Below are 26,053 nucleotides of genomic sequence, written 5' to 3'. Positions count from 1 at the left end.
TAAAAAAGACCTTCACCCCATAGGATGAAGGTCAATCAATTAATCTTCGAGGTTAACCTCGGCATGTGCTGGGTCAACTGTAACTTTACCAGCAGCGATTTCTTCAAGTGCCTTACCAACGGCCTTATCACACTTAAAGTATTCAAGTGTTGGGGGATCACCTGCTTCAAGTTCATGTGCTCTCTTAGCAGCAAGAACAGATAATGAATAGCGTGAGTCAACACGTGACAATAATTTATCAATTGATGGGTAAGTAATTCTCATAATTAATCCTCCTTGACCATCTTGCGATAGTCATCAATTACACGTTTAACACTGACATGTTCTGCATCAACAATTGCCTTAATATGATCTACTGCATTAGCTACTGTATCATTAACTACTGCATAATCATAGTCTGCCATTTCCAAAATTTCATTTCTGGCCTGTTTGATACGTCCACGAATCACTTCTTCTGGTTCTGTACCACGATGTTCTAGTCGTAAATGCAATGTATGCAAATCAGGTGGGGTTAAAAAGATAAATACGCCATCTGGCATTTTTTCACGTACTTTTTGTGCCCCATTGACATCAATCTCAAGTAAAACATCCTTGCCTTCATGAAGCATCTTCTTCACCGGACCAAGGGGTGTGCCATAATGATGTCCAACATATTCATTATATTCTAATAGCTCCCCATTTTTAATAGCTTCTTGAAAACGTTCCTCGCTAACAAAGAAATAATCCTTGCCGTCTACTTCACCTGGACGAGGTTTTCTAGTAGTCATTGAGACTGAATATTCAAACGGAAAGACTTTGTTCTCCACAATAGCACTTTTTACAGTCCCTTTACCAACACCTGAGGGACCGGAAAGTACAAGTAATAAACCTTTATCTGCCATGCTGAACTCCTCTTAGTAACTATTAATATATCTAGTTTGCACTAAAATCGCGAGATTTTCAAGTTTTCACTTTTTATTATTTTGTATGTATCAAACACTTGTTTTATAGAACTAAAGTTCGTATAATTGTTTTATCGAACAACGGTTCAACAAAGGATGATTAATATGACTAATTTTTTAACCACACAACTAAAAAAAGCTTACCACTATTTGTTTGAATACAATACTGATAAGCTTAGTATTTATAGCCAATTTAATGGCAAAATTTTAGCAAGTATTTCTTATGCTATTTTACACAAGAACTTTATTTTAATTACCTTTCAAGATGGCAGTCACGAAATAGGCCAGATTTCTAAAAGAATATCTATCGGAAGATATGTTTTACGCGACGTCGACAAAAAGATACTGCGGATAGTCGATATCGATGATATTTTCCGCGTTGATCTTTAATTAGCCTACTTTAGTAAAGGTCTCGCAAACCACTTCGGTGTCTTCGGTAAATTTTTTACCTAATTCTTCCTTACATTCCCACGTGAAAAAAGCTTCATGAACTTTTCGCCAATATTCATAGCTGCGGTCGCCCTCACCTTCTAAATAGGCATGTTTTTCAGTTACATTTTTAAATGGCATAATTTCTACAGTTTCATTCTTAATCACACATACTGGTTGATTATTTCCATCTAAAACGATTGAATACATCCCTACTACAGGAACATCATCTGCAGAAGTATAAATGCTAGTTGTAGCTGTCTTGATTCCTCTATTAATCAAATCACTTAAAACATCTGCATCATAACTATTGGAACCGAATGCATAAGCTCCTTCTAATGCTGAAGGAGCTATTTTATTTTTTTGACAAAATTCATTCCAAAATTTGCTAATACTATTCATCTTTTATGCTCTTAATTAAATCAGCCGCATTCTGCTTGGCTGCATCTGTAACATCTTGTCCAGCCATCATTTGGGCAATGGCAGTAATTGTTTCTTCCTTACTCAATGGTCCAATTTGAGTAAATGTTGAACCATCTTTTACTTGCTTAGCTACAAGATAACGTTGATCCCCAGCAGCTGCTACTTGAGGTGAGTGCGTAATCGCAATAACCTGTTTATTTTTACCAATAGAATGCATCTTCTTACCGATAGCAGCAGAAACACGACCAGACACACCGGTATCAATTTCGTCAAAAATCATAGTTCCTACTGGTTCAACTCGACTAAAGATTGCCTTCAAAGCCAAGATTAATCTTGACTGTTCACCACCAGATACAATCTTTACTAATGGCATTAAATCTTCACCTGGGTTAGGTGCGATCAAGAAGACAATTTCATCAGTGCCCTTCTTGGTATAAGTCTTCGTTTCATCAAAATTAATTGAAAAACGTGCTTTTTCCATATACAAATCAGCAAGTTCTTGCTTAATTTGTTCTTCTAGCGAATGAGCTACTTTTTCACGCGTTAAGTGCAACTTACGAGCCTTTTGCGTCAAGCGTTTTTCTACTTCCGCAACTTCAGCTTGAATCTTTTCTTCATCAAGTCCGCCAGTTTCAAATTGACTGAGTTCTTTTTGCACCTTGCTGTAAAAATCAAACACATCTTTCAGTGTAGGACCGTATTTTTTCTTCAAAGAATTCAAAGTATCCAGACGATTAGTTACATATTGGAAACGCTCTTCATCAAAGTCCATCTGATCCATCAAATTGGATAATTCGCTACGAGCATCATTTAAAGCATAGACACCGTCATCAACAGTTTTAGCAAAGTCCTTAAACTTAGAACCAAATTCCGTTAAATCAGTGGCCGCATTTTGTGCATCCCCCAACAGCGTAGCAATACCGTGCTCATCGTCATCGTAAAGCTGCATAAAATAATTAGCCGTATCAGCGATCTTTTGATAATTATTTAACTCGTTATATTCCTCTTCGAGCTTTTCATCTTCTTCAGGATCTTCTAGATCAGCAGATTCCAGTTCATTATTTTGAAATTGCAAAATATCTTGCTTTTGTGCTAATTCTTGCGCATCTTGACGCAAATGACGCAATTGATTTGTTAATTTTTGCCATTTTTCAAAATCAGCTTGATAGTCTGCTAAATCATCCTTAAAGGAAGCAGGCGCATAATTATCAACCAAATCAATTTGACGATCTTGATCCATCAAAATCTGCTGATCATGTTGGCCATGAATATCAACCAAATAATGACCAATATCACGCAAAACATTGATCGTTGTTAATTGACCATTGATTCGAACAACGTTTCTTCCTTTAACAGCAAGTTCACGACTAATTACCAATTGATCATCATCGTGAGGCAAACCATACTGATCGCATAGTTGAGCAATCTTTTCTTTTTGATCATCAAGTTCAAATAGACCTGTAATGACAGCCTTCTTTTCACCTGATCTGATCATTTCTTTTTGACCACGGCCACCCATCAGCAGTGAAACCGCATCAATAATAATGGATTTACCAGCACCAGTTTCACCGATAATGACCGTCATCTTTTCTTGAAAGCGAACCTTCAGACTTTTAATAATCGCAAAGTTTTTAATATCCAGTTCGACTAACATGTTATATCACTCCTAAAGTCCGTTTACAGCACGCTCTACTACTTCTACTGGGGTACCTTGCCATAAATTGTGACCACCATCTGCTTCATCTTTTTGCAAATGAATTAAGAATTCAATGTTGCCTTTGCCACCCTTAATAGGTGAATAATCAACGTCTAAAACATTGAAGCCGATATCTAACGCCTTTTGCATGGTGTGTTCAATGACCTGTTTATGAATCTCATGGTCATGCACAATACCGTGCTTACCCACGTTTTCAGGACCAGCTTCAAACTGTGGCTTAATCAGACAAACTGCATCACACTTATCTTTCAAAATGGCGTACATTGGTGGCATGATTAAATCAAGTGAAATAAATGATACGTCAGTCATCGCAAAATCAGGCAAGCTTGATCAAAATCTTCTGGCTTGGAGTAACGGAAGTTTTGTTTTTCCATTACAACAACTCTTGGATCATCACGAAGTTGCCAAGCGAGTTGATTGTAACCAACATCTAATGCATAAACCATCTTAGCGCCGTTTTGCAAAGCAACATCAGTAAAACCACCAGTTGAAGCACCAATATCTAGACAGATTTCATCTTTTAAATCAATATCAAAGACTTTCAAAGCTTTTTCTAGCTTATAGCCACCACGCGAAACGTACTTTTTACCATCATCTTTAACGTAAAATTTTTCGCCTTCTGGAAATTTAGTTCCGCTCTTATCAATTCTTTGATGATTATGATCAGAAACAAGACCCGCCATAATCGCTCTTTGTGCGGCAGAACGAGAATGGAAAATTCCTTGCTCTGCTAATAAAATATCCGCTCTTTGCTTTGTCATTTATAACACCTTTTGATATAGATCCAAAAATCCTGCCAAAACTTCACCATTTAAGCCGTGCAAATCATCTTTGGCTTGCTTAATCAAATCTTTCAATTCTTTACGACTCTTATCAATACCAAGAAGAGTCAAAGTATTGTTTTTGCCCTCTTCTTTATCTTTATGCGTTGCCTTTCCAGCTTCTTCACTAGTTTCAACCACATCAACCAAATCATCGTAAATTTGATAAGAACGGCCCAAGGCCTTGGCATAGTCGATTAATTTAACTTGCTCAATATCTGTAGCTTTAGCATAAACAGCAGCCAGTTCAACACTAGCCTTAATTAAGCAGCCAGTTTTAAGCCATTCCATCTTATTGATGAACTTGGCATCCCCAGCAACACTTTCATTATTAGTTGAATCTATATCCAAATATTGACCGCCTACCATGCCATTAGGGCCAACTGCTTGCGTAATAATCTTAACTAAATCAGCGGAGTTGCTGCCTTCGGCGATCCATTGAATTCCTAAAGGTAAAAGTGCATCCCCAGCCAAAATAGCTTCAGCTTCACCCCATTTTTTATGACTAGTAAGCTTGCCACGACGGTAATCATCATTGTCCATTGCAGGCAAATCGTCATGAATTAATGAGTAAGTATGGATTAGCTCAATTCCACAGGCAATTCGAATTTCTGGTTCTTCGATCTTCTTTCCTAAAGCGTTCAAAGTAGCTAAGAAAAGAAGTGGTCTAAGTCGCTTGCCACCAGCCATTACTGAATATGACATAATTTGACTAAGCTTCTTACTATCAACTTCGTCAGCCAAATGCTTAGCTAAATAATCATCAATAACAGGTGTCCAATCATCTTTAAAGTAAGTAAATGCTGTCATTTTTATTCCTCTGGTGCTGATGCGTTATTAGGATCCAATTTATGTTCGGTGCCATCACTATCAATCAATTTAGCGACAGTTTCTTCGGCACTAGTTAACTTTTTATCCAAGTCACGACTAATTTTTACGCCTTCTTGGAATTGCTTCAATGCATCTTCCAATGGAACATTGCCATTTTCAAGATTAGTTACGATTTGTTCCAAATTGTTTAATTGTTCTTCAAAATTATTTTTCTTAGTTGGCATTATTTTCTTCCTCTATTTTTGTAACAGTTGCTTCAACTTGACCATCTTTAAAGTGCAAATTCAATCTTTCATTTTTCTTTACTTGCTTGACTGAGCTAACAGTTTTGCCATTAGCGTCCGTGGTATAGACAAAGCCGCGCTCTAAGGTTTTAAGCGGACTATAGTCATCAAGCTGCTGCACAATTTTACTAAAACTATTGCGCTTATCTTTCAAATAATGATTCATGTTGTCAGCTAGACGCTTAGCCAAAAAGTGCTCTTGTTGCTGCATTTGCTGCATCTGCTTATCAGGGCTTGCACTAAACAATCTTTGTTTCAATAAAAGATAACTTTGTTTTGAGCGATCTACCTTATTTTTCATGCTATTATGCAAGCGATCCTTTAGACGATCTACTGTCTCAATCTGTTGATCATACAAACGAGTTGGCTCACGCATAATAACTGAGTTTTCTATTCTCTTTAAACGATCACGCTTTTCACGAATGATCGCCTGCATGCTTGAAAACAAACGACTGCGTAATTGTTGAATACCAGCTAGTTCATCAACCAAATTAGGCGTAGCATATTCAGCCGCAGCAGTTGGCGTAGCAGCTCTAGCATCGGCTACCAAGTCACACAAAGTGGTGTCCGTTTCGTGACCAACTGAAGAAATGACTGGCATTGGCATTGCATAAATCTGTCGTACCACTTCTTCTTCATTGAAAGGCCACAAATCTTCAAGAGAACCACCACCACGACCAATGATCATCACATCGTATTTGTCGCCTTGTTCTGCTATTTGACGCATCGCACGTACCAAAGAATCTGCCGCAGTATCACCCTGTACTTGTGCAGGATACAAATCGATCTCTGCATGAGGGAAACGACGGTTAGCAGTTACCATGATATCGTGAATAACCGCACCTGAAGCACTCGTTACAACTGCTATTCGGTCAGGAAAACGAGGTAATTTTCTCTTATGATCTTGATTGAACAAGCCTTCTTTAGCAAGTTTTGCTTGCAACTGCTTTAACTGTTCATAAAGAGCACCAAGTCCCGCTGGTTCCATGCCTTCAGCGTAAAACTGATATGAACCTTGAGGGCCATACACACTGACGTAACCAGTAACGTATACCTTCATTCCTTCTTCAGGTTTAAATTTAACCTTATCAAAGTATGAACGAAACATCACCACATTGATTTTAGATTTTTCATCTTTTAGTGAGAAATACTGGTGTGAATTACGCCGATATCTGAAGTTTGACAATTCCCCTTGCAAAAAGACCTTGTGCAAGTATGGATCGTTTTTAAATTTCTGCGTAATATAATAATTTAAATCAGTAACCGTTAAATACTTATTTTCGGCCATTTTGTCTCCTAGTTAAATTAACTACTGCTTCCATTAAGAATTGTACAGTAAGAGGACCTACACCACCAGGGACAGGAGTAATATAGCTAGCTTTTTCTTTTACTGCATCAAAATCAACATCACCAACTAGCTTGCCATTAACGCGATTTATTCCTACGTCAACAACAATGACACTGTCTTTTACCATATCAGCTTTAATTAAACATGGTTCTCCTGTCGCTGAAACAATGACATCGGCTCTTTTGGTAAGGCTGGCTAAATTTTGTGTCTTTGAATGGGCAATCGTTATAGTAGCATTTTTTTCTAGCATTAATGCGGCGAGGGGCTTACCTACAATATTGCTTCTGCCAATGATAACAACATTTTTACCATTAAGTGGAATTTCATAATGCTTTAAAAGAGCCATAATACCTTCTGCAGTTGCTGGTTCTACAAAGTGATCCTTTAGCCAAAGGCGACCAACATTAGCAGGAGTTAAACTATCAACGTCTTTATTGGGATCAATTCTTGCTAGCAATTCATCTGCACTAATTTGTTCAGGAGTTGGCATTTGAACCATAAGGCCATTTATTTCGGGATCAGTATTTAATTTATCAATTAAATCTAATACTTCTTGTTGCTTAGTGTCAGCTGGCATTTGATAAATATCTTGAATAATGCCTAATTTTTCAGCTTTGCGTTTTTTTGAACGAACATAGATCTTGCTAGCAGTATCGTCACCAATATTTATTACGCAAAAATGTGGCGTTATTCCTTCAGCTTTTAAATTCTTAACCTTTTCTTTAAGATTTTCCCCTAATAAATTGGCTAAAGCCTTACCATCAAGAATTTTTCCCATTAAATTTCTCCTTACTGTTAAAAAAATAGCCGGCAAAACTGCCGGCTATTCATCCATTAAACAAAGTTTGCTAACATACCATTAATAAATGGCTTTTCTTTTGGCTCAGCAAATTCGTCACATAAATTCAAAGCTTCATTTACTGCTGCTTTAGGATCGATTTCATCGCTATTCTTAATTTCAAAAAGAGCAACTTCCATAATAGCAACGACAATTTGACTTACGCGCTCAAGACGCCAGCCCTTTTTTAGGTGCTCAGACAAAGCAGATTGTAAATCTGCACGATTTTCAATCACACCTTCGATTAACTTCTTCGAATAGGCAGAAAGCTGTTTTAAATTAAGCGTTGCAACGACTTTTGCTTCAACTTCTTCAGCATTTAAATCTGGCTCTTGATTAGCCAAATAAATGGCTTGCATAGCAACTTTGCGACTTTCGTGTTGGTTCATTATTTCTCTACTTCATCCTCCGGAAACAGCTCTGAGGTAGTTTGCTCAGTATCTTTTTCATCTTCTGGGAAAACTAAACCTACAACATGTACATTAATTGACTTTAGTTCAAGGTCAGTCATTTGCAGTAATTGTGCCTTTAGTTGTTTTTGAATTTCCATTCCAACCTTAGGAACATTTACGCCGCTTTCAAGATATACATAAACATCGGCAACTAACTTGTTATCATCATCAACTTTAACATTAACGCCCTTACCGTGATCTTCACGACCAAGAACCCAGTTAAGGCCTGATCTTAAACTGCCGCGCATACCTGCAACGCCATCAACTTTTTCAGCAGCAATACCCAAAATAACTTCTAAAACGCTAGGATCAATTTTAATTTGTTCGCTGTTTTCTTCGCCACTTAAGAGAATTTTTGAACTATCTGCCATTTCGCTACCTCAAAAAACTACTTATTTGCACGTGATACGTATGTACCGTCAGAAGTGTTAATAGTTAAAATATCGCCTTCGTTAATGAAGAATGGTACGTTAACTACCAATCCAGTTTCCATAGTAGCTGGTTTACCACCACCTGATGAAGTATCACCCTTGATGTTAGGTTCAGTCTTAGCAACCTTCAAATCAACAGTGTTAGGCAATTGAATACCTAAAGTTTCACCATCGTGCATAATTACACTAACAACCATGTTTTCAAGTAAGTACTTAGATTCATCACCAATTTGTTCGTTTGGAATTGCCAATTGGTCATAAGTTGAAGTATCCATAAATACGTAACTTGTACCATCGTTGTATAAGTATTGCATTGACTTGGTTTGAATATCTGCAGTTTCAACCTTAGCAGTTGAACGGAAAGTATATTCTTGGACAGCACCAGTTCTCAAGCTCTTAAGCTTTGAACGTACAAAGGCACTACCCTTACCTGGTTTTACGTGTTGGAATTCAACAATGCGCCATAAATCGTTGTTGTATTGAATAGTAAGGCCATTCTTGAATTCGTTTACTGAAATCATTGTCATTTTAAGTCCCTCATTTCTACATTAATATCTTACCAATCTTAAACGGTTTTGGCTATAACTTCAACCTATTAAAATTACAACTATAAAGAAATTAATTCATCCTTAGGCAAAGTTGATAGCGTTTCAGGTGTCTGATCGTGGACTAAAATATCATCTTCGATTCTAACTCCGCCTTTATCAGGCAAGTAAATACCTGGTTCAACGGTATGAACCATATTGTTGACTAATTTAGTTGTTCTAAATGGCAAAGCTGGTTGGCAAAGTTCATGAATTTCAAGGCCGATTCCGTGACCAATACCATGGCCAAAGTACTCACCATAGCCTTGTTCAGTAATGTAATCACGAGCCGCCTTATCAACGTCATGACCAGTATTGCCAATAACGGCAGCTTCAATACCACGACGTTGTGCTTCATGAACAATGTCATAAATCTTATGCATCTCAGGATCTACTTCACCTAATGCAACTGTTCGCGTAATATCGGCAGCATAACCATGGTAAAAACTACCAAAGTCAATGACGATCATGTCGCCTTCTTCGATTTCTTTATCGCTGGCAACACCATGAGCCCAAGCTGAACGAACACCAGAAGCTATAATTGTATCAAAATCTGGGCCATCTCCGCCATTAATTTTGAATAAATAATCAAGTTTTGCCCCAACTGCACGTTCTTTAACCCCTGGTTTAATCATTGGCAAAATTGCCTTAAAGCTTTCCATTGAAATGTCAATTGCCTTGCGCAATGCTGCAATTTCTAATTCATCCTTAACATTGCGGACGCGTTCAACCAATTCTTCAACCATTTCAAAATCAATATCAGGATTAAGTTCTTTTAATTTAGCATATTCACTAGCTGAAACAAATTCGCCTTCAACTAAAACCTTTTTTACATTGAGCTTTTTAAGGGACTTAGTGAGTTCTTCATAGTCACTAGCGTGTTTCATAATGACATCCATTTCACCCGGAGCTTGGGCTTTAATTTGTCCTGCAAAGCGTGAATCTGATAAAAGGGTACGTTCACCATCAGCAGTTAAAATAAGTTGGGCTTCTTCACCTGTAAAGTTAGTTAGATAACGATAATTTGCTTGATTAAAAATAATCAACGCATCTGCATCGTGCTCTTTAATTAAGTCTGCGACATGGTTAATTCGGTTATTAATCAATGACAATAATTCTTGCTTTTCTTCCATAATCAGAACCTTCTTTGCTTAAAATAATTTTAATCTATTATACTAAAATTTAAGTTTTATTACTTGAAAAAGAGCACCAAAAAAGACGAATGGCAAATTACCATTCGTCTTTCTTAATTATATCCTGAATTACTTAGCTTCTTCAGCTGGGTATACAGAAACTTGCTTCTTGAACTTGCCAAGACGTTCAAACTTAACAACGCCGTTAACAAGTGCAAATAAAGTGTCGTCTCCACCTTGACCTACGTTCTTGCCTGGGTGAATCTTAGTACCACGTTGACGGTAAATAATTGAACCTGCGTGGATTGATTGACCGTCACCAGCCTTAGCGCCTAAACGACGACCAGCTGAGTTACGACCGTTGGCAGTAGAACCGCCACCCTTGTGGTGGGCAAATAATTTCATACCTAAAATATTCATAATCATTTCACCTCTGAAAATTAAGCTTCAATCTTTTCAACTGTAACCTTAGTGTAAGGTTGACGGTGACCATACTTGCTGTGTGAGTGCTTCTTAGGCTTGTACTTGAAAGTTACAACTTTCTTTTCCTTACCTTGCTTTTCAACTTTAGCAGTTACCTTAGCACCATCTACTAATGGAGTACCAACCTTAACGTCGTCACCATTAGCTACAAGGATAACTTCGTCAAAAGTTACTTCGCTACCTTCTTTAGCATCAAGCTTTTCTACAAATACGCTGTCGCCTTCTGCAACTTTGTATTGCTTACCACCGGTCTTAATAATTGCGTACATTTGTACACCTCCGAAAAAATACTTAGACTCGCCGAACTGGGGTGCTTCTTACTCAAGAAGACTTCTAACCTCAAGCCGTGCGGTTGCAGATGTGGAGGTACCCACAAATACAACTCTTATATAATACAACGGTTTTTAGTGGATATCAATAATTTGAATAAATTAAATTCCCCAGCGACCGCCATGAACTTTTGCCACATTCTCAGTAATGATAAAAGCATCCTTATCAATCTTATGAATTTTAGAAATCAATGGACCATATTCACGCGGATCCACAATAGTTAATAGTTGCTTTCTTTCCTCATTACTGTAGCCGCCAGTAACATTGTAAATAGTTAAACCTTGATACTCATCTTTTAACATATCTTGAATCTGACCTAGATATTTATTCGACATAACACGTATTTGATATTTTTTATCAGGACCTGTCTCTGTATAATGCATCGTAATAGTCGCAACTACTTGCGATACGATTGCTAAAAGAAAAGCATCCATACCATCGACAAAAATGTTGGCAACAATCACAATCGTATCAATGATTGTAAGAGTGATTGTTGGACTTAAGTAAAAATACTTCTTTAAAATCATCGGTGGAATTGTTGTACCACCGCTTGAAGCATCGATTCGGTAAAGAAGTGAAATACCGAAACCCATTAAAGCTCCACCCAGCATCACTGCCATTAATTTGTCATCAGTGATTTTGAAGCTAGGAGTAATTTCCATTAAAATTGGCAAAAGCAAGCTACCAGCTAAAATATTTTTGGTAACTTTTTTACCTAAAAAGATTGCGGCTAAAATCAGCATCGCTGTATTTATTACAAAAACAGATATTGAACGGTCAATACCCCATACCGCTTCAATTAAAATTGAAATACCGGTTGAGCCACCACCTGCAATATTAAATGGTCCATAAAAGAAGTTAATCGCTATAGCCATAATTTCAAGTGCTGCTAAAAATACTAGAACCTTTGTCCAGGAACGTTGTTTAATGTTTCGCATCTATAAGCGTCCTTTCTTTTAGTTAGTAGTTATTAGCTTCATTCTACCTGAATGGATTTATGGTCTCAACCGACTAAAACAATATTAATACTTACTTAACTTCTTTATATTCAATTGCTTGCGTACCTTCATATGCTGGCAAGCCATTTTCTGCACGATATAGTGCACGTTCAAATGAGCGGTAGCCTTTGGATGAAGAAACAGCAAATTTTACGCCATATTTTGAAGCAAATTCTTGAATATTCCAAGTTGCGTCATGAGCAGCATACGCGGTCATCAAGACTACGATATCCAAATCTTTGATTTGTCGCTCCATGATCTTCTTTTTACCTTCAAAGGCATCGATTGGAATAGGAATACCGTTATATCTAGTAACGATTCCTTCAAGAATGCCTTCATTTTGATTATCACCAATCGCAATACCAACTCTTTGATAGTGCAAATTCATATCCAACTTAGTAAATTCTTCTGAGTTATCCTTCTTAGACTTATCTTTCTTCTTGTAAGATAAATCAGGCTTTTTAGGTGGATCTACTTGATAAATCCAGCGAATTTGTACCGCATCACTCGGATTCTTCTTAAGTCTGATATCCCCCGTATACCAAGCAAGATCTACAATTGAGCCATCTTCTAGATGAATGTTTTCACCTTGGTAATAACTAGAATCAACTGGAATAGTTACAGCTTTGCCGCGAATACGCAGCTTTTCACCCCTAATATTACGAGTAATAGCTAATTGGCCTGCACGACCTTGGACTACTGCATAACGAAATTCTTCAATCGGATCATAATCACGTGTCCGCAACTTGCGATAACCTACAACACGAAGAACTTCTACTTCATAGTTTGGATTATCTTTTTCTTCTAAGGCTTCAACAATGTCTCCACTCTTTAAATTCAATGAATGAATTTGTGATTCCTTGATTCGGAAAACAATTTGACCATTATCATTAATCAAATTACAGCCTGAAAGAGTCCGAATAACTGTGTAGCGTTTGCCCTTACGATAATCACGTTTAGGTTCTTCCTTAGGTTTTAATGCATCCTCAAAGATCTTCTTATTAACGGCATCCGTCGTAGTTTTAGACTTTTGAATTGCCTGATCAAGCTTGCCAAGCACATTGCCGTAACGTTTACCTACACCTGGTACAAAAGTAATCTTGTGCAATGCTTCAAGTGACTTCTTCTTAGCTGATTCATCACCTGGAGTCTCAATTAATTCAGTAAGCCCCATCAATAATTGTTTAAATTGCTTTAAGTCCGCATTTCTTTGCGCAATTGATTGGGTATTAGCCATCTTCTTTTTAGGTTTTGGCGCCTCTTTTTTAGGTGCAGCTTTTTCAGCTGTGCCACCTTCTGCCATGGCAAGAATTGCTTTAATTGCATTTAGACTATTTTCTAAGCTTTTATCATCTGCATCGGTTTTATTTAAAATTATTTTGATATTATTTCGATAATCGTACATAGTTTCACCACTTTTTAAAAATTTTCATCTTGTCTATTATATTGCTTACTTTTAATAATAAAAATAAAACGTCAAGTTTTCAGTTTTATTTTAAGCTTAATTTAACTATAATTTAATCGAAAAGTGTTAAAAAATATAAGGAGGTTATTTTATGACTAAAACTCGCCCTGAAGACTTGGACTGGAATCAGCTTGGCTTCAAATATCATGACTTACCCTATCGCTGGATAGACGAATTTAAAAATGGCTAATGGCAAGGCGGTCATTTAACCCAAGATTCTACCATTACTTTTAATGAAGCAGCCGAAGAATTGCACTATGGTCAGGAAATTTTTGAAGGTTTAAAGGCTTACCGTCGAAAAGATGGTGGCATTAATTTATTTAGACCTGACCAAAATGCCAAAAGAATGGCTAATTCCGCAAAACGTCTATTGATGGAGCCTTATCCAGAAGATGAATTTATTAAGGCCGTTAAAGAAGTCGTTTTAGCCAACCAAGATTTTGTTCCTCCTTATGGTTCAAGTGGTACGCTTTACCTTCGTTCATTTATGATCGAAACCCAGCCAATTGTCGGCGTTTCACCTTCTGAAACTTATCAATTTAGAATTTATGCTACACCAGTAGGTGCTTATATTAAGGGCCTTAAGCCAATGCCATATGAAGTCAGCGATTACGACCGTGCTGCTCCAGTTGGTACTGGTCAAGCAAAAACTGCTGGTAACTACGCCAGCAGCTTATTACCATCTTTGATTACAAAGAAGAATGGTTTCGCCGATGCCCTTTACCTTGATCCTAAAGAACATAAATACCCTGTTGGTTCACTTACTTATAAAGGTAAAAAGCATGTCTTCGGAAATGGAAAAGATGCAGGACCAATTACACAAAAGTTGTATGTTACTTTAACAGGCATTCAATTTGGCGATCTAGAAGACAAATATGGTTGGATTGTTAAAGTAAGCTAACAAAAAAACAAGCAAATTAAAAGAGATCTTCCACAGAAGATCTCTTTTTTGTTTAGGCTCTCCATTCGCCGCCTTGACCGTATGAATGCTTGCCCAATTCATTGATGATAACGTGGATGTGTTCCTTAGGAGCACCAGTATTCTTGTGAACTGCTTCAGTAACATCCTTCATCAAATTAGTAAGTTGTTCGTCTGAACGACCTTTAATTAATTCAATATGTACAAATGGCATGATATTCAACTCCCTATCTTTATGAATTTTCTTCAATTATAGCAGAAAACTAACCAAAAACTTCGGCCGCAGCCAGAATTTCAAGCTTTGATTCATCTACTTTATCCCTGCCATACGCATCAAAGAAGCGATTACGATACTTATCAGTTTTCAAATTAAAATTAAGCGTCCAAGCACCCCAAAAAAGATCGATGTGTCGATCACCGACACCGCCAGCGCCAACATCAATAAAACCTGAGAGTTTCCAATCTTTTAGAATAATGTTTGGCAAGCAATAATCGCCGTGAAGTAAGACTTTATCTTGTAAAGCATCCTTTCCCGCAACTAAAGCAGCATGAGCTTCTTTAGCTGAACTATAGCCAAAACTAGGGAAGGAATTATCATAATGTCCTGTACGGTAATTCTTTTCAGCTCTTGCAAAATATTCTGCTGTTCTATCCATTACTGGACAGTCAGTATAATCCGTTTCATGCAACTTTCTTAACTCGCAGGCGATTGTGTCACATAAACGCTCAGGATTTCTAAGGTACTCTGGATATACGCAATCTTCTCCATTAACAGCCGCAGTTAAAAGCCAATCACGATCACTAGAAACATAATCTAGTACTTCTGCACCCAAGCCTTTTGAATAAAAATATTCAGTCATCTCAGCTTCTTTTTCAAGCTTTCCTAGTTTAGAGCTCTTCAAATAAAAGCCATTTTCTTTATCAATGAAATACACTCTTGCACTTGGTGATGAAGAACTATCATAAATTTTTGCATCTGAAATAAAGCGTTGAATATTTGATGGAATTTCTTCTGGGATTTGGTTGATTAGTGTTTTCTTCATTTTATTTTTCCTTAAAAGGCTCCACCGCCGCTTCCGCCACCAAAGCCGCCGGATGAGCCGCCTGAAAAGCCACCACTTCCACCAGAGATTGATGAAGAGCCAGCAGAAACGCCGCTGGTGAAACTATGCTCGAAACTTCTTTCAAAACTATCGCTACCAATGCTATAAAAAGGCCCATAAGCAATAAATGGTGTGCTTGCAAGTTCGGCATCGCTAAATTCAATCTTCAGCTCTTTCAAAACCTTCTTGGATAAGCCAAAGGCTACGGCATAGGGCATGATATCTTCCCATAAAATTAGGTCACCAACATCCCTCATCTTAAAGTTGCCGATATCGTCCAACATTTTTTCAAAGCCGCGTACTTTGTCGGTTTCTAAGGCACCTTTTTCACTATAAATGCTCATTCGCTTGCTACTTACAAAGAAAGCAACAAATTCAAGAACAAGTAAAATAGCACCTGCCAAAATAAAGCTACCAGCCGAAATCACATCGTCGAATCTGAATAAGGCAATGCCCCACAGAACAATACTTATAACGATTCCAACAACCATGAAGGTGCGACGACTGCTTTTTTGATTTTCAACTTTAGCATCAATATAGCCAGCATCTTCAACTAATGCAAACTGACGATCACGCCATTTTTCATACTTCTTGCCCAATTTGCGTGAAGTATATTTTCTTAAATCTTTGGTAGTAAAGGACTCACCATCACCCACTTTTTTAAATAAAAAGTTAAGCAAATCATCCTGCAATATACTATCGTCAACCAAAGAAATACGGTAATTTGTCTTTTTGCGCATCCCTGCTTGATAATCTTCAATTTTGATCTTGTGCTTACCAGCAAGCCGCATCAAATAAGCAGTAAATGCCTTGGTATCAGGCTCATCAGCTTTATCCAAAATCTGAGCTGCCACTGGACCAACATCTGGAATTTCATAATTATGGGCCAAATCACGCCATTTACGTGGCCAGTAACCCACTTTTTTACTAAAGAAGCCAGTAACAATCACACCTAAACTACTGATAGCTGCTAATGCAAGCAACCCCCAATTAATATAATTATTTCTTTGTCTTCTTCTGTTTGCTTCAACTGCTAAATCAGCTTCTTGCTTTTCAATAGCCTTCTTTTTGTTTTGATTAACAAAATTCATATTGGCAGAGGTCACAGATGTAGGAAAAATTGAGTGCACTTCTACTCCGCTATCACCAGGCAGATTATCGACGGTCATAATAATCTTCCCTTGGTTAGGCAAAACCTGCGTCTGACCGCTTAAAGGTCCATGTGCCCATGCTTTAAGATCTTTTACTTTGCCTGGGAACATTACTGTAGCTTTGGCATGGTCAATATCAGTATCCCAACCATTACCGATAATCTTGAAATTAAGCTCTGCCGTATCTTTATAATTGGTAATAGCGTTCAAAATTCTGTAGGAATATTCAACTTTAACATTGTCATCCTCATCAATGCGATGAAAAACCTTAAAGCGATATGACTTACCATTTCTTGTTAATTGATAAGTATTATTTTTACCACTATTAGATTGCACAACATTCTGTCCATCAACCTTGACTTTAACCCTAGTCAAATTCTGTTTTTTAGCTAAATTTTGTTTGTAAAAAAACCCATGAGCATCGCTATCAAAGTCATAATCGATTCTGCGGTGCATCGTTAAAGAACCATCACGATTGACTTTCGCTGTGACGTCCATATTTGTGATGTCATAGTCAACGTCTGCTTTAGCCTCTTGTGTAAAAACAGCAAAGTAACTTATTAGACCGAGAAAAGCTAGTAAACTTAAAACCTTCTTTTTCATATCTATCCTCAGTTTTTCTCCAAAAAGCTAGCAATCAAACGATTGGCACGCGTCATATATTTGCCCTTAAAGTCATGGCCAGCATGCTTAAAAATGTATAATTTCGAATGCTTGAATTTCTTATTAGCCTTTTCTGAATACGTTTCAGGCACAATAATGTCGTCTGTACCATGCATGATCAGTACCGGGCCATTATATTTAGTGGCTGATTTTAACAAGTCATAGTTAAATAGCTTGGTAAAATAATTCTTGCCAACTGTAAAACCAAATAAATTCAATGTATCAGGCACACGATTGATTGACTTAAAGGCAACCTGAGCGTAATCAGTGATTGAAAATGCTGGATAAAGCAAGATCAATGACTTAACTTCTTTTGGATATTTGGAAGCAAGCATGGCAGAAACAGCCCCTCCTTGGCTTTCACCTAATAGTGAAACATTGTTGCGATCAACATCGCTTCTATTTCTTACTGCATTCAAAACCGTCTTCAAGTTTTGTTCTTCAGTAAAAATCGACATATTCAATTGATCAACACCGGTACTGCGACCATTTTTAGCGCCACCAGGATAATCAAACGCATAAGCCACATATCCTTGACTAGCCAAATTTTGCGCATATTTAGCCATATCACGATAATTTCCAGCCAAGCCATGCGATAATACTACTGCTTTCTTCTTATCTGGCAAATTCTGTGGCAAATACAAACGGCCATAAATATTTACGCCATCTTGATTAATATTCCAATCTTGCTCTGTTACTTGATATTTCTTTTGAACCTTATTTTCTTTTGTCTTATTATGCTTAACCTTCACTGTTTTGACTGATGAATATGGCTTGGTTGCAGGCTTATTCATCGTGCATCCCGTCAAAGCAAATGCCAGACTAAGCAAAATTACTGTTGCTAATTTTTTCAAAATTTAATTCACCTTATTAATAAAAAATACCTAAGCGTTTCTTAGGTACTTTAATTATACAAAAAAAGCGCGAGCATATTCACTCGCGCTAAATAGATATTTAGCTTTTTTTAGAAATTAGCAGTCTTAACGTACAAGCCTTTACCAATACGATAGTATGACTTGCCATTGATGTTGAAGCGTGAACCGTAAGTCTTAACAGGAGTACCCTTTCTCAAAACTCTCCAGTTTGCACGTTTACCTGCATGATTGTAAATGTAAGCATTGCGTCTCATTACACGTGAGTTACCTAAAACGTTGCTTGCCATTACGTAACGGTCATCGCCAACCTTAAGAGCAGTCTTACCATTATCCAAAGTTACAGTTGAACCATAGTATTGAATGCCGTAGTAAGCTGCGTAGTAGCCGCTTTGACGTTCGCCCTTCTTGTTGTAAATATAAGCTTTCTTCATTACATAACCAGAAGTTGCTGGTTCAGTCGGAGTTGAATCAATCTTCTTGTCATCAGTAGTAGATGAAGAATTTGAATTATTAGTAGTGCTTGAACTATTACCGTTTGAAGGAGCTTGTGAAATAGCACCGTTGTTAGAAGTTACATTACCGTTGATTGATAATGGAAGAACCGCAACGTTACCATCGACACTTAGTCCGCGCCAGTTATCAGTAAATTGCCAAATTGATACACCGTCCATTGATGGGAAGTAATTAAAGTTAGGGTTATCAATTCTACCTGAAATAGCATATGAAGCTACCCATAATGAGTTAGGGTACTTAGCAATTACGCTGCTGGTATCAATGTTGTTTTGCAAAACAGATGAACTTGCGTAAAGAAGTGGTTGGTAACCCGCTGCCTTAATTGTGTCCATGAATGCAATGATTGCGTTAGCAGTTGGCGTCTTACCACCATAAATATTGTTGCCTTGACCAGTTTCGTAGTCACAAGCAATGTAAGAACCCTTTGGCAAACCAAATGCTTGCGCTGCCTTAATAGCATAGTTTGCTTCTGCTACAGCAGCACTTGAGTTAGAACTGAAAGTAGCAAAGTGATATGCCATTGGCATCATGTTATTAGAAATAGCTGTAGAAATTTGGCTTGAAGCTTGGGATTACGGTAAGAAGTACCTTCACTTACCTTAACGATAGCAAATTGTGCACCTGCTTGAGCATGACTTGATAAGTCAGCATTTTGGTAACTGGCAACGTCCACACCAAGTGAACGTGCGGCAACAGATGTAGTTGATGCTTGAGCAGTAATTTGTGGTCGATTAATTTGAGTTACTGCTACTCCTGCAGTTCCTAATACGGTTGCACATGCCAATTTAATAATTAATTTTTTGGTTGTAGTCAATCTTCTTTTCCTCCACTATGTGAAAAAATCCAAATTCACACTTGTTGATCTTCTTAATAATACGAAATCAAATTTAGAATAAGCTCGTTTGAGATTTTAGTCAATAGATTCGCTTTAGATGTAAGGTTAGCTTAATTTTTGTCACGAATTTGTATTATACAACATCAAACTATTACAACCAGGTTTGCTCATAAATATTTTCTCTAAAGCCACAAGTCAAATGATCATCATCGACAACAAGTGGACGCTTAATCAACTTACCATCTTTAGACATCATGTCTGCAGCTTCTTCAATCGTCATATCAGGAATCTTATCCTTCAATTTTTGCTGGCGGTAATGTTGACCGGATGTATTGAAAAAGTATCTCAAACCGCGATCTTGGTACTTAGTCATCCACTTAATCAAGTCTTCTTTTTTAGGTGGCTCTTCAACTAAATCTTGGAATTCATATTTTACACCATGATCGTCTAACCATTTTTGAGCTTTCTTTGAAGTAGAACAACGTTTATAGCCATAAAATTTAATCATATTAATCCTTCTTCATATGTTCTCTAAAGAATTCAATTTCTTCATCATTAGCAATATCAGCAATTTCGTCTTTTTGATTTACGAAAAAGACGTGGTGGCGAGGATGATCTTTATCACCGTATGATTTACAAATTGCATGTACGCCGCGACCTAATAAGAAGCCAAATAAAGTAAATTGCATATCATGCAAGAAATCTTCATTCGAAGTAATTAAAAATGTTGGCAAGAAATTAGAATCAATGTACTTTTCAACGTCAAGTTGCTCGAGGTGCTTATTTACTGACTCTGGAGTAAAGTAAAGACTTTCGAGACCTTCAAGGCTTTCTGGCGTTAAAACGAATGAAGCAGCACAGTTAAGCCCGACTGCTCTAAATTTTAAGTTAAGTGGCTTATATGGGAACAATTTAGCATAATCTGGATTAGTTAAAATCGTTACATATTGTTCAGCCATTTGACCACCGGCACTGTCGCCAACAATAAAGACATTATTTCTATCTAAATGATATTCTTCTGCATGGTCATCGACCCAGTGCATGTAGCGGTCGACATCGTCCAACTCATCAGGAAATTCAGCATTTTCTGGAGCAAGACGATAATTAGGGTTAATAAAGGCAAAACCACGTTTAGCTAAGCCCATACCATAATATTGATAGGTTTCTTTAGTACCATAAACCCAGCCACCACCGTGGATATTAATAATTACAGGGAAAGGCTTGTTAGCTTTTTTAGGTAGATAAACATCTAATGTATGCCACTTATCCGGACCGTAAGACAAATCATCAATTCGTTCAACTTTGGGAATATCATGGGGCAAGTCTTTATCACGTTCATCGTCGCTCTTCTTGCATCCCGCTCGATATTCTGCGACAAATTTTTCAAGTCTCTGTGAAAGTTCCATATTGCTTCTCTTTTCTATTATTATTGATCACAAATCCATTATACTTGCTTTGAAAACAAAAAAATAAATTTTTTCAAAAAATTCCTTGCATTTTAAATAGGTATTCCCTATAATAGTTTATGTTCTGTTGAGGACATGCAAAACATACAAATGGTCTGGTAGCTCAGCTGGATAGAGCAACAGTCTTCTAAACTGTGGGTCGTGGGTTCGAATCTCACCCGGATCACCAAAGTAGCAACGCTTGTGGGCGTTGCTTTTTTGTTGTAAAAAATAGGCCAAAGAAAAATGCCGATAATCTTTGCTTTACGCATTGATTGTTGGCATTTTTTTATCTAGTTAAACAGATTTCATGATCAAAGATCTTCTGCATCTCATCATTAAAATTATGTGCGATAAACACAATCGTGGCATCGGTTTTAACTAATCGTTTCAAAATTCTCATTGTTGCAGCTTGGTCAATTGCACTTGTTCCTTCATCAATCAAGATTAGCTTACTATCATGAACCTTACTACGAGCTAAAACTATTTTTTGCCTTTGACCACCTGAAACGTTTAATTTATTCAAATCAATTTCTGTTTCAATTCCATCTGGAAACTTCGATATGTCACTAGCTAGCTGCACATCGTTAATTGCTCCAGAAACAAATTGTTCTAGTTTATCATAAAACATCGTAATATTCTCGGCAATCGTCGCTGGGAACAGCACTGGAGATTGTGGCAAATAACCAATTTCGGCTAAATCTGGCTTAACTACTTTCCCACTCTCATCAAAGTATTCAATTTCACCACGAGTGGCTTTTTCTTCGCCTAAAATCAACTTAAATAAAGTACTCTTGCCAGAACCAGAGTCACCAGTAAGTAAGACCTTTTCACCAGCATTAACTTGAATATCAGGGAAAGCTACTTCTTCACCGTTCTTAAATTTGATAGCTAAACCTTTAGTTGAAAACGCCACTGGCTGTTTCAAATCAACCGATTTTTCATCAATGATCTTTTTCCTGGCCTGTAAAATTTGCTTACGCAAATCCTTAGTTGCTTCATTCGACCGCCATAATCAGCTATTCCTTGAAGCGAAGCAAACATCGCTGAACTAAAGTTACCAATACTTGCAATTAAACCAAAAGCAGCCCAATTATTAACCACCAAAAATCCAGTTAACAGGAAAATCAATGCATCCCCAACTGAATAAGCTAATTGATTCAAATAATCCAGCTTCTGATCTACCTTCTGTTTTTCAACATTAGCATTTTCCAATTTACCTGAACTCTTAGCAATCACGTCAAACAACTTTTGTCCTGCTAAATATCGGCGAAGCTCTGACAGACCAATGAGCCAATCACCTAACGTCTTTAAATACTTTTTATTTGCATCAGATACTAGACTAGTGACCTTCTGTAATTGCTTGTCCATCAGTTTAGGCAAATAAATCTGCACTGCCGCAAAAATTAAACACGCAAGAAGTAAGCTCCATTGAAATGTAAACAGTGTAAGGGCTACGCTAAACACGCTAACAAGCATCCCTGCCACATAACGAAATGAATTCAAATAATCGTTATGCAGCAACGTTAAATCATTAGTCATTCTGTTCTGCACGCTACCCGCATGATGACTCTTACCATCTTCAAAATAATGATCCGTCAATTCTTGCCTAATCAAATGAAGATACCTTTGCACGTGCTTTTGCCAGATAATTCCCGCAACATTATAAAAAAGATAGACGAAAACGTAACAGATAATCTGCAAAACGGTCCAAAAGATGAACATCTGTAAGTTGCGATTACGTACTGCATTAAATTGCAGCGTTAAAAAGTAAGCTACCCCAATTTCACCTGCTGCACCGGTCATTTGAAGTAAAAGTGCAATGCTAAAACTCCACGGATTTAATTTGAACAATTCTTTCCAGCTCATTATTTACCCTCCAAGTGAATTTCACGATCAAACAACACCCTTTGCTCTTCACTCAAGTTGTGCGCAATCATCAAAAGTGTTTCTTTGCCCTGCGTTAAATTACGTAAAATCTTCGTCGCACCCTTTTGATCAATCGCACTAGTTGCTTCATCTAAATATAAAATTGACTTTTCATGAACCATTGCCCGCATTAAGACGACTTTTTGTTGCTGTCCGCCTGAAAGCAAATTATGCTTTACTTCAATTTCAGTAGCTAATCCATCCTTTAGTTTTTCTTCATCACGAACAAAAGCATTTGCTTCAACTGCAGAATTAACACGATCGTTCAACTTTGAATTAAACATTGTAATATTCTCCAAAATCGATGCGTCAAACATCGTTAAATCCTGTGCTAGATAGCCTATTTGATTAAAATCTGGATGAATAAGCTCATCATTTTTATTCTTATAAATTACCTCACCACTGCTTAGCTTAATTTGTCCTAACAACACTTTCAATAAAGTAGACTTACCAGTACCGCTATCGCCTACAAGTAAGACTTTTTCACCGCATTTGATGACGAAATTAGGATAATTAATCCGTTCACCATGCTCATATTGAACAGACAAACCTCTTACTTCAATTGAAGCAACTTTATCAATCGAATCATATTTCTTTTCTGCTTCAACTTTTTGCAATTCGGCCAGTTGATCTCTCAAAGTCTTAGTTGATTTAAGCTGAATATACTTAGTCACACAGCTGTTTACACTGTAAAAAATCCCATTGGCAAAATAGCCAGCAGTTAGAATTGCACCTAAGCTTACTTGATGATTAAAAAACAAAATTCCCGCAATGACTGGTACACCAACACGCCCCATAACATCAAAAATGGCTGCAACCATCCCTACATAAATCATTGACTTATCACGTTGATATTCGCTTTGTTCAAGCTGATGACTTGATTCACCAATTTTCTTTTTCAAAATTGATTTATTTTTATATCTTCGAAGTTCTTCCAAACCATTGAACCAATTTTCAATTAGATTCAGAAATTGCGCATTCTTAGTAGAAACTCTTTTAGTTGCTTTGTTGGTATATTTTTCCAGCAACTTTGGCACTGCAATTGCGAAAAACGAAATCACCAGACTATATGCCACCAATATCCAATGGAAGGTAAACAAAGTCCCAATCGTTAAAATGACATAGATCAAATCACAAGCAAAATAAAAATAAACATCATAGTAGTTTGTCTGGATCATTTGTAAATCGTTGCCCAAATGATTTTCCATATCTGCCACTTTATCTGGTTTCTGATAATAATGTTTAGAAATATTTTGCCGCACCTGATGAAATAAATTCTGCGTTTGCTTAGTATTTTGAACATTAGCAATATTGAAACTTGAATTGCAAATTTGACCAAAGACAAATTGCACAGCAATTAATTCAATAAATAAAGCAAATTTTCTTTGTGAAATTGCATTAAGTTCTGGACTAGTCAAGTACGTATAAAAAGTAGTCGTAGCTTGTGTGAGCGTGATTAAAAACAGTACTAAAAATGCACGCTGATAGTTTGTTTTAAGATAATCTTTTAGACCCATTATTTTTCCTCGTTATTACTTTTACAACAAATTGACGAACTGTTTTACATCCCTAATCTGATTTGCCGCAAAGAAAAAGCACTGTCATTCGCATTCGAATTAACAGTGCAACAAATAAAGGTCGATTTTATAAAAAATCGCCTTAGATTCGCCTACTGCTAATGCTGATTGCAAAAAATGGGTACACTAAATAAAGTGTCACTAGTTCATTTTCTAATTAACAAATCAAGTATTAGAGATTCAATAAGCGAATCATAAAGCAATTTTCCTCTTTTTCTATAAGTTAATTAAACTATAGCATGTATTTTTAATTTTACAAGATAATTTTTATTTTTCTTCATCCAAGTACTTTTGCAATACTCTAAACACACCATTTTCGGTGTTGGCTGGAGCAATAAACTTAGCATGTTTCTTGACATTATCCATACCGTTAGCCATTGCATATGAATACTTAGCAAAATCAAGCATTGGGATATCATTACCGCCATCACCAAAGGCAATTAAGTCATCGCCGGTCATGCCCATTTTTGCAAGCAAACGTTCAAGACCACTGCCCTTACTTACACCTTTTACATTAACGTCGATGGCAAAAGTAGCAGAAGCAAAGGCAGAAATCTTGTTATCGTGATTCTTATTAAACGCTTCTTCAACATCAGCCGCGTGCTTACTGTCCATACCAAAAGTAATTTGGTAAATATCGCCGTCTGGCATGTCATTCCAGTTATCAACTAAATCACTGTTACCGGCAAAATATGCTAAGAAGTCACGTTCATCCTTGGCAACTTCGCTATGTAAGTAAGCAATATTTTTTTCAAAGACCATGGTAGCCATCTTGCCATACTCAGCTTGCACATCATCGATCAATTCTAAGACATCTTGTCTGTCTATTGGGTAGCTTGCGGCATCCTTACCCTTAATGATCAAGCGGGAACCGTTTAAAGTTACAAAGTCCATTCTATCAGCAAAGCCCTTGAAGTCTTGCTTTAATCTAACGTAAGGTCTACCTGAAGCAACGATAAAGTGTACTCCACGCTTTTCAAATTCAGTTAAAAGTTGGTCGAATTGTTCATGATCAAATTGCTTACGATCATCCAAAAAGGTACCATCCATGTCAACTGCGACTGCTTTAAATGGTAATGTCATTCTCTTCACCTCAAAAAATTTTTTCAACAGGTTTTATCTTATCATCTAAAGCCGCTCTCATGGCAAATATTTTATCTAATTTTCAACTGCATTTTCCTGCTCCGACGCCAAATTAGCACATTAATCGCAATCAAAACCACCGTGGCAATGACAAAGATCACATTATCATTCCAAAATTCCATCCAACCATACTTAGTAAGCGAACTTGGCGTCACTAATTCAAGCACGAAGGCGTAAATATAAGACACACCAAAAATGCCAGCAATCACACAATTAATTCCTGCTAAAAAGTACACCAAATATGCGCCAATTTTTGCTCGATCTTTAATTAAATGAATGCCAATGAGCATCAACACAAACGAAATGCATAATGGCAAAACATAAAATAGCCAAAAGCCCATATCTATCCCTCCATTTTTTTGAGATTATTATGTCCAACATTTTTAAAACTT

The 26,053-nt window shown here is 37.1% G+C and carries 26 protein-coding genes, 1 tRNA gene, 4 pseudogenes and 1 other annotated feature; of the genes and pseudogenes, 3 read left to right on the top strand and 28 right to left on the bottom strand.

Features of this window, described 5'->3' with window-relative positions; genetic code table 11:
* Window positions 1-39 precede the first annotated feature (39 nt).
* Together rpoZ and gmk are read right to left on the bottom strand one after the other, a co-directional pair.
* On the bottom strand, window positions 40-264 hold the full coding sequence (gene rpoZ, locus JCM1039_RS04690) for a DNA-directed RNA polymerase subunit omega (protein WP_025014848.1): 225 nt from the start codon (window positions 262-264) through the stop codon (window positions 40-42).
* 2 nt (window positions 265-266) lie between these two features.
* A complete protein-coding gene (gene gmk, locus JCM1039_RS04685; RefSeq protein WP_025014847.1) occupies window positions 267-881 on the bottom strand; it encodes a guanylate kinase in 615 nt (204 codons plus the stop codon).
* A 165-nt stretch (window positions 882-1,046) separates the two neighbouring features.
* Here gmk and JCM1039_RS04680 point away from each other — a divergent pair, with 165 nt between their 5' ends.
* A complete protein-coding gene (locus tag JCM1039_RS04680; protein WP_025014846.1) occupies window positions 1,047-1,331 on the top strand; it encodes a hypothetical protein in 285 nt (94 codons plus the stop codon).
* Here JCM1039_RS04680 and JCM1039_RS04675 read toward each other — a convergent pair whose 3' ends face one another.
* The 15 genes and pseudogenes from JCM1039_RS04675 to JCM1039_RS04605 all read right to left on the bottom strand — a co-directional run bounded on the left by JCM1039_RS04675 (window position 1,332) and on the right by JCM1039_RS04605 (window position 13,448).
* Complete coding sequence (locus tag JCM1039_RS04675) at window positions 1,332-1,772, bottom strand: ASCH domain-containing protein (RefSeq protein WP_025014845.1); 441 nt, start codon at window positions 1,770-1,772, stop codon at window positions 1,332-1,334.
* On the bottom strand, window positions 1,765-3,447 hold the full coding sequence (gene recN / locus JCM1039_RS04670) for a DNA repair protein RecN (protein ID WP_025014844.1): 1,683 nt from the start codon (window positions 3,445-3,447) through the stop codon (window positions 1,765-1,767). The genes JCM1039_RS04675 and recN overlap by 8 nt, the downstream gene beginning before the upstream one ends.
* Before the next feature lie 12 nt (window positions 3,448-3,459).
* Window positions 3,460-4,271, bottom strand: a pseudogene (locus JCM1039_RS10710) (TlyA family RNA methyltransferase).
* Window positions 4,272-5,141 (bottom strand): polyprenyl synthetase family protein, encoded by an 870-nt coding sequence (locus tag JCM1039_RS04660; RefSeq protein WP_025014843.1) that lies wholly within the window; start codon window positions 5,139-5,141, stop codon window positions 4,272-4,274.
* A 2-nt stretch (window positions 5,142-5,143) separates the two neighbouring features.
* Window positions 5,144-5,386 carry an exodeoxyribonuclease VII small subunit gene (locus JCM1039_RS04655; protein ID WP_007125351.1) on the bottom strand — a complete coding sequence of 81 codons (243 nt, stop codon included), beginning with the start codon at window positions 5,384-5,386 and terminating at the stop codon, window positions 5,144-5,146.
* Entirely contained in the window at window positions 5,376-6,734 is a 1,359-nt protein-coding gene (xseA, locus tag JCM1039_RS04650) for an exodeoxyribonuclease VII large subunit (protein ID WP_025014842.1), read from the bottom strand. Before xseA ends, JCM1039_RS04655 begins: the two co-directional genes overlap by 11 nt.
* Entirely contained in the window at window positions 6,721-7,572 is an 852-nt protein-coding gene (locus JCM1039_RS04645) for a bifunctional methylenetetrahydrofolate dehydrogenase/methenyltetrahydrofolate cyclohydrolase (protein WP_025014841.1), read from the bottom strand. The genes xseA and JCM1039_RS04645 overlap by 14 nt, the downstream gene beginning before the upstream one ends.
* Before the next feature lie 56 nt (window positions 7,573-7,628).
* A complete protein-coding gene (gene nusB, locus JCM1039_RS04640) occupies window positions 7,629-8,021 on the bottom strand; it encodes a transcription antitermination factor NusB (protein WP_025014840.1) in 393 nt (130 codons plus the stop codon).
* Window positions 8,021-8,455 carry an Asp23/Gls24 family envelope stress response protein gene (locus JCM1039_RS04635; RefSeq protein WP_025014839.1) on the bottom strand — a complete coding sequence of 145 codons (435 nt, stop codon included), beginning with the start codon at window positions 8,453-8,455 and terminating at the stop codon, window positions 8,021-8,023. The genes nusB and JCM1039_RS04635 overlap by 1 nt, the downstream gene beginning before the upstream one ends.
* Before the next feature lie 17 nt (window positions 8,456-8,472).
* On the bottom strand, window positions 8,473-9,042 hold the full coding sequence (gene efp / locus JCM1039_RS04630; RefSeq protein ID WP_025014838.1) for an elongation factor P: 570 nt from the start codon (window positions 9,040-9,042) through the stop codon (window positions 8,473-8,475).
* A gap of 80 nt (window positions 9,043-9,122) precedes the next feature.
* A complete protein-coding gene (locus JCM1039_RS04625) occupies window positions 9,123-10,232 on the bottom strand; it encodes a M24 family metallopeptidase (protein ID WP_025014837.1) in 1,110 nt (369 codons plus the stop codon).
* Window positions 10,233-10,361: 129 nt separating this feature from the next.
* Window positions 10,362-10,652, bottom strand: a complete 291-nt coding sequence (rpmA, locus tag JCM1039_RS04620) for a 50S ribosomal protein L27 (protein ID WP_013438206.1) — start codon at window positions 10,650-10,652, stop codon at window positions 10,362-10,364.
* A 20-nt stretch (window positions 10,653-10,672) separates the two neighbouring features.
* A complete protein-coding gene (gene rplU / locus JCM1039_RS04615; protein ID WP_025014836.1) occupies window positions 10,673-10,984 on the bottom strand; it encodes a 50S ribosomal protein L21 in 312 nt (103 codons plus the stop codon).
* A 14-nt stretch (window positions 10,985-10,998) separates the two neighbouring features.
* Window positions 10,999-11,079: a sequence feature (ribosomal protein L21 leader region), on the bottom strand.
* Between the two features lie 67 nt (window positions 11,080-11,146).
* Window positions 11,147-11,983 carry a YitT family protein gene (locus tag JCM1039_RS04610; RefSeq protein WP_025014835.1) on the bottom strand — a complete coding sequence of 279 codons (837 nt, stop codon included), beginning with the start codon at window positions 11,981-11,983 and terminating at the stop codon, window positions 11,147-11,149.
* Window positions 11,984-12,074: 91 nt separating this feature from the next.
* The gene (locus tag JCM1039_RS04605; RefSeq protein ID WP_025014834.1) at window positions 12,075-13,448 is read right to left on the bottom strand and encodes a DUF2325 domain-containing protein; all 1,374 of its coding nucleotides are present in this window, start codon (window positions 13,446-13,448) and stop codon (window positions 12,075-12,077) included.
* Window positions 13,449-13,599: 151 nt separating this feature from the next.
* Here JCM1039_RS04605 and JCM1039_RS10705 point away from each other — a divergent pair.
* Window positions 13,600-14,409, top strand: a pseudogene (locus tag JCM1039_RS10705) (aminotransferase class IV).
* Between the two features lie 52 nt (window positions 14,410-14,461).
* On the opposite strand, the gene thmT reads toward JCM1039_RS10705, so the two are convergent.
* The 7 genes and pseudogenes from thmT to JCM1039_RS04565 all read right to left on the bottom strand — a co-directional run bounded on the left by thmT (window position 14,462) and on the right by JCM1039_RS04565 (window position 20,973).
* A complete protein-coding gene (thmT, locus tag JCM1039_RS04595; RefSeq protein WP_025014833.1) occupies window positions 14,462-14,641 on the bottom strand; it encodes a 2-hydroxymuconate tautomerase in 180 nt (59 codons plus the stop codon).
* Window positions 14,642-14,690: 49 nt separating this feature from the next.
* Window positions 14,691-15,470 carry an aminoglycoside 3'-phosphotransferase gene (locus JCM1039_RS04590; protein ID WP_025014832.1) on the bottom strand — a complete coding sequence of 260 codons (780 nt, stop codon included), beginning with the start codon at window positions 15,468-15,470 and terminating at the stop codon, window positions 14,691-14,693.
* A gap of 11 nt (window positions 15,471-15,481) precedes the next feature.
* Window positions 15,482-17,284, bottom strand: a complete 1,803-nt coding sequence (locus JCM1039_RS04585) for a DUF2207 domain-containing protein (protein ID WP_025014831.1) — start codon at window positions 17,282-17,284, stop codon at window positions 15,482-15,484.
* An 8-nt stretch (window positions 17,285-17,292) separates the two neighbouring features.
* A complete protein-coding gene (locus JCM1039_RS04580; RefSeq protein ID WP_444979742.1) occupies window positions 17,293-18,198 on the bottom strand; it encodes an alpha/beta hydrolase in 906 nt (301 codons plus the stop codon).
* 110 nt (window positions 18,199-18,308) lie between these two features.
* Window positions 18,309-19,546 (bottom strand): annotated as a pseudogene (locus JCM1039_RS10700) (GH25 family lysozyme).
* Window positions 19,547-19,718: 172 nt separating this feature from the next.
* The gene (locus JCM1039_RS04570; RefSeq protein WP_025014829.1) at window positions 19,719-20,075 is read right to left on the bottom strand and encodes an arsenate reductase family protein; all 357 of its coding nucleotides are present in this window, start codon (window positions 20,073-20,075) and stop codon (window positions 19,719-19,721) included.
* Window position 20,076: 1 nt separating this feature from the next.
* A complete protein-coding gene (locus tag JCM1039_RS04565; protein WP_025014828.1) occupies window positions 20,077-20,973 on the bottom strand; it encodes an alpha/beta hydrolase in 897 nt (298 codons plus the stop codon).
* A 152-nt stretch (window positions 20,974-21,125) separates the two neighbouring features.
* Between JCM1039_RS04565 and JCM1039_RS04560 the strand changes: the two genes are divergently transcribed.
* Window positions 21,126-21,202 (top strand) — tRNA-Arg (locus tag JCM1039_RS04560).
* Window positions 21,203-21,301: 99 nt separating this feature from the next.
* On the opposite strand, the pseudogene JCM1039_RS10695 reads toward JCM1039_RS04560, so the two are convergent.
* The 4 genes and pseudogenes from JCM1039_RS10695 to JCM1039_RS04540 form a co-directional block, all read right to left on the bottom strand.
* Window positions 21,302-22,881: pseudogene (locus JCM1039_RS10695) on the bottom strand (ATP-binding cassette domain-containing protein).
* Window positions 22,881-24,458, bottom strand: coding sequence for an ATP-binding cassette domain-containing protein (locus tag JCM1039_RS04550; RefSeq protein ID WP_025014827.1), 1,578 nt, complete (start codon window positions 24,456-24,458; stop codon window positions 22,881-22,883). Before JCM1039_RS04550 ends, JCM1039_RS10695 begins: the two are co-directional and overlap by 1 nt.
* A 327-nt stretch (window positions 24,459-24,785) precedes the next feature.
* On the bottom strand, window positions 24,786-25,601 hold the full coding sequence (locus JCM1039_RS04545; protein ID WP_025014826.1) for a Cof-type HAD-IIB family hydrolase: 816 nt from the start codon (window positions 25,599-25,601) through the stop codon (window positions 24,786-24,788).
* Window positions 25,602-25,672: 71 nt separating this feature from the next.
* The gene (locus JCM1039_RS04540) at window positions 25,673-26,002 is read right to left on the bottom strand and encodes a hypothetical protein (RefSeq protein WP_025014825.1); all 330 of its coding nucleotides are present in this window, start codon (window positions 26,000-26,002) and stop codon (window positions 25,673-25,675) included.
* Window positions 26,003-26,053: the final 51 nt, after the last annotated feature.

The organism is Lactobacillus kitasatonis DSM 16761 = JCM 1039, assembly GCF_000615285.1.
GTDB lineage: Bacteria > Bacillota > Bacilli > Lactobacillales > Lactobacillaceae > Lactobacillus > Lactobacillus kitasatonis.
This window is presented reverse-complemented; position numbering and strand designations above follow the sequence as displayed.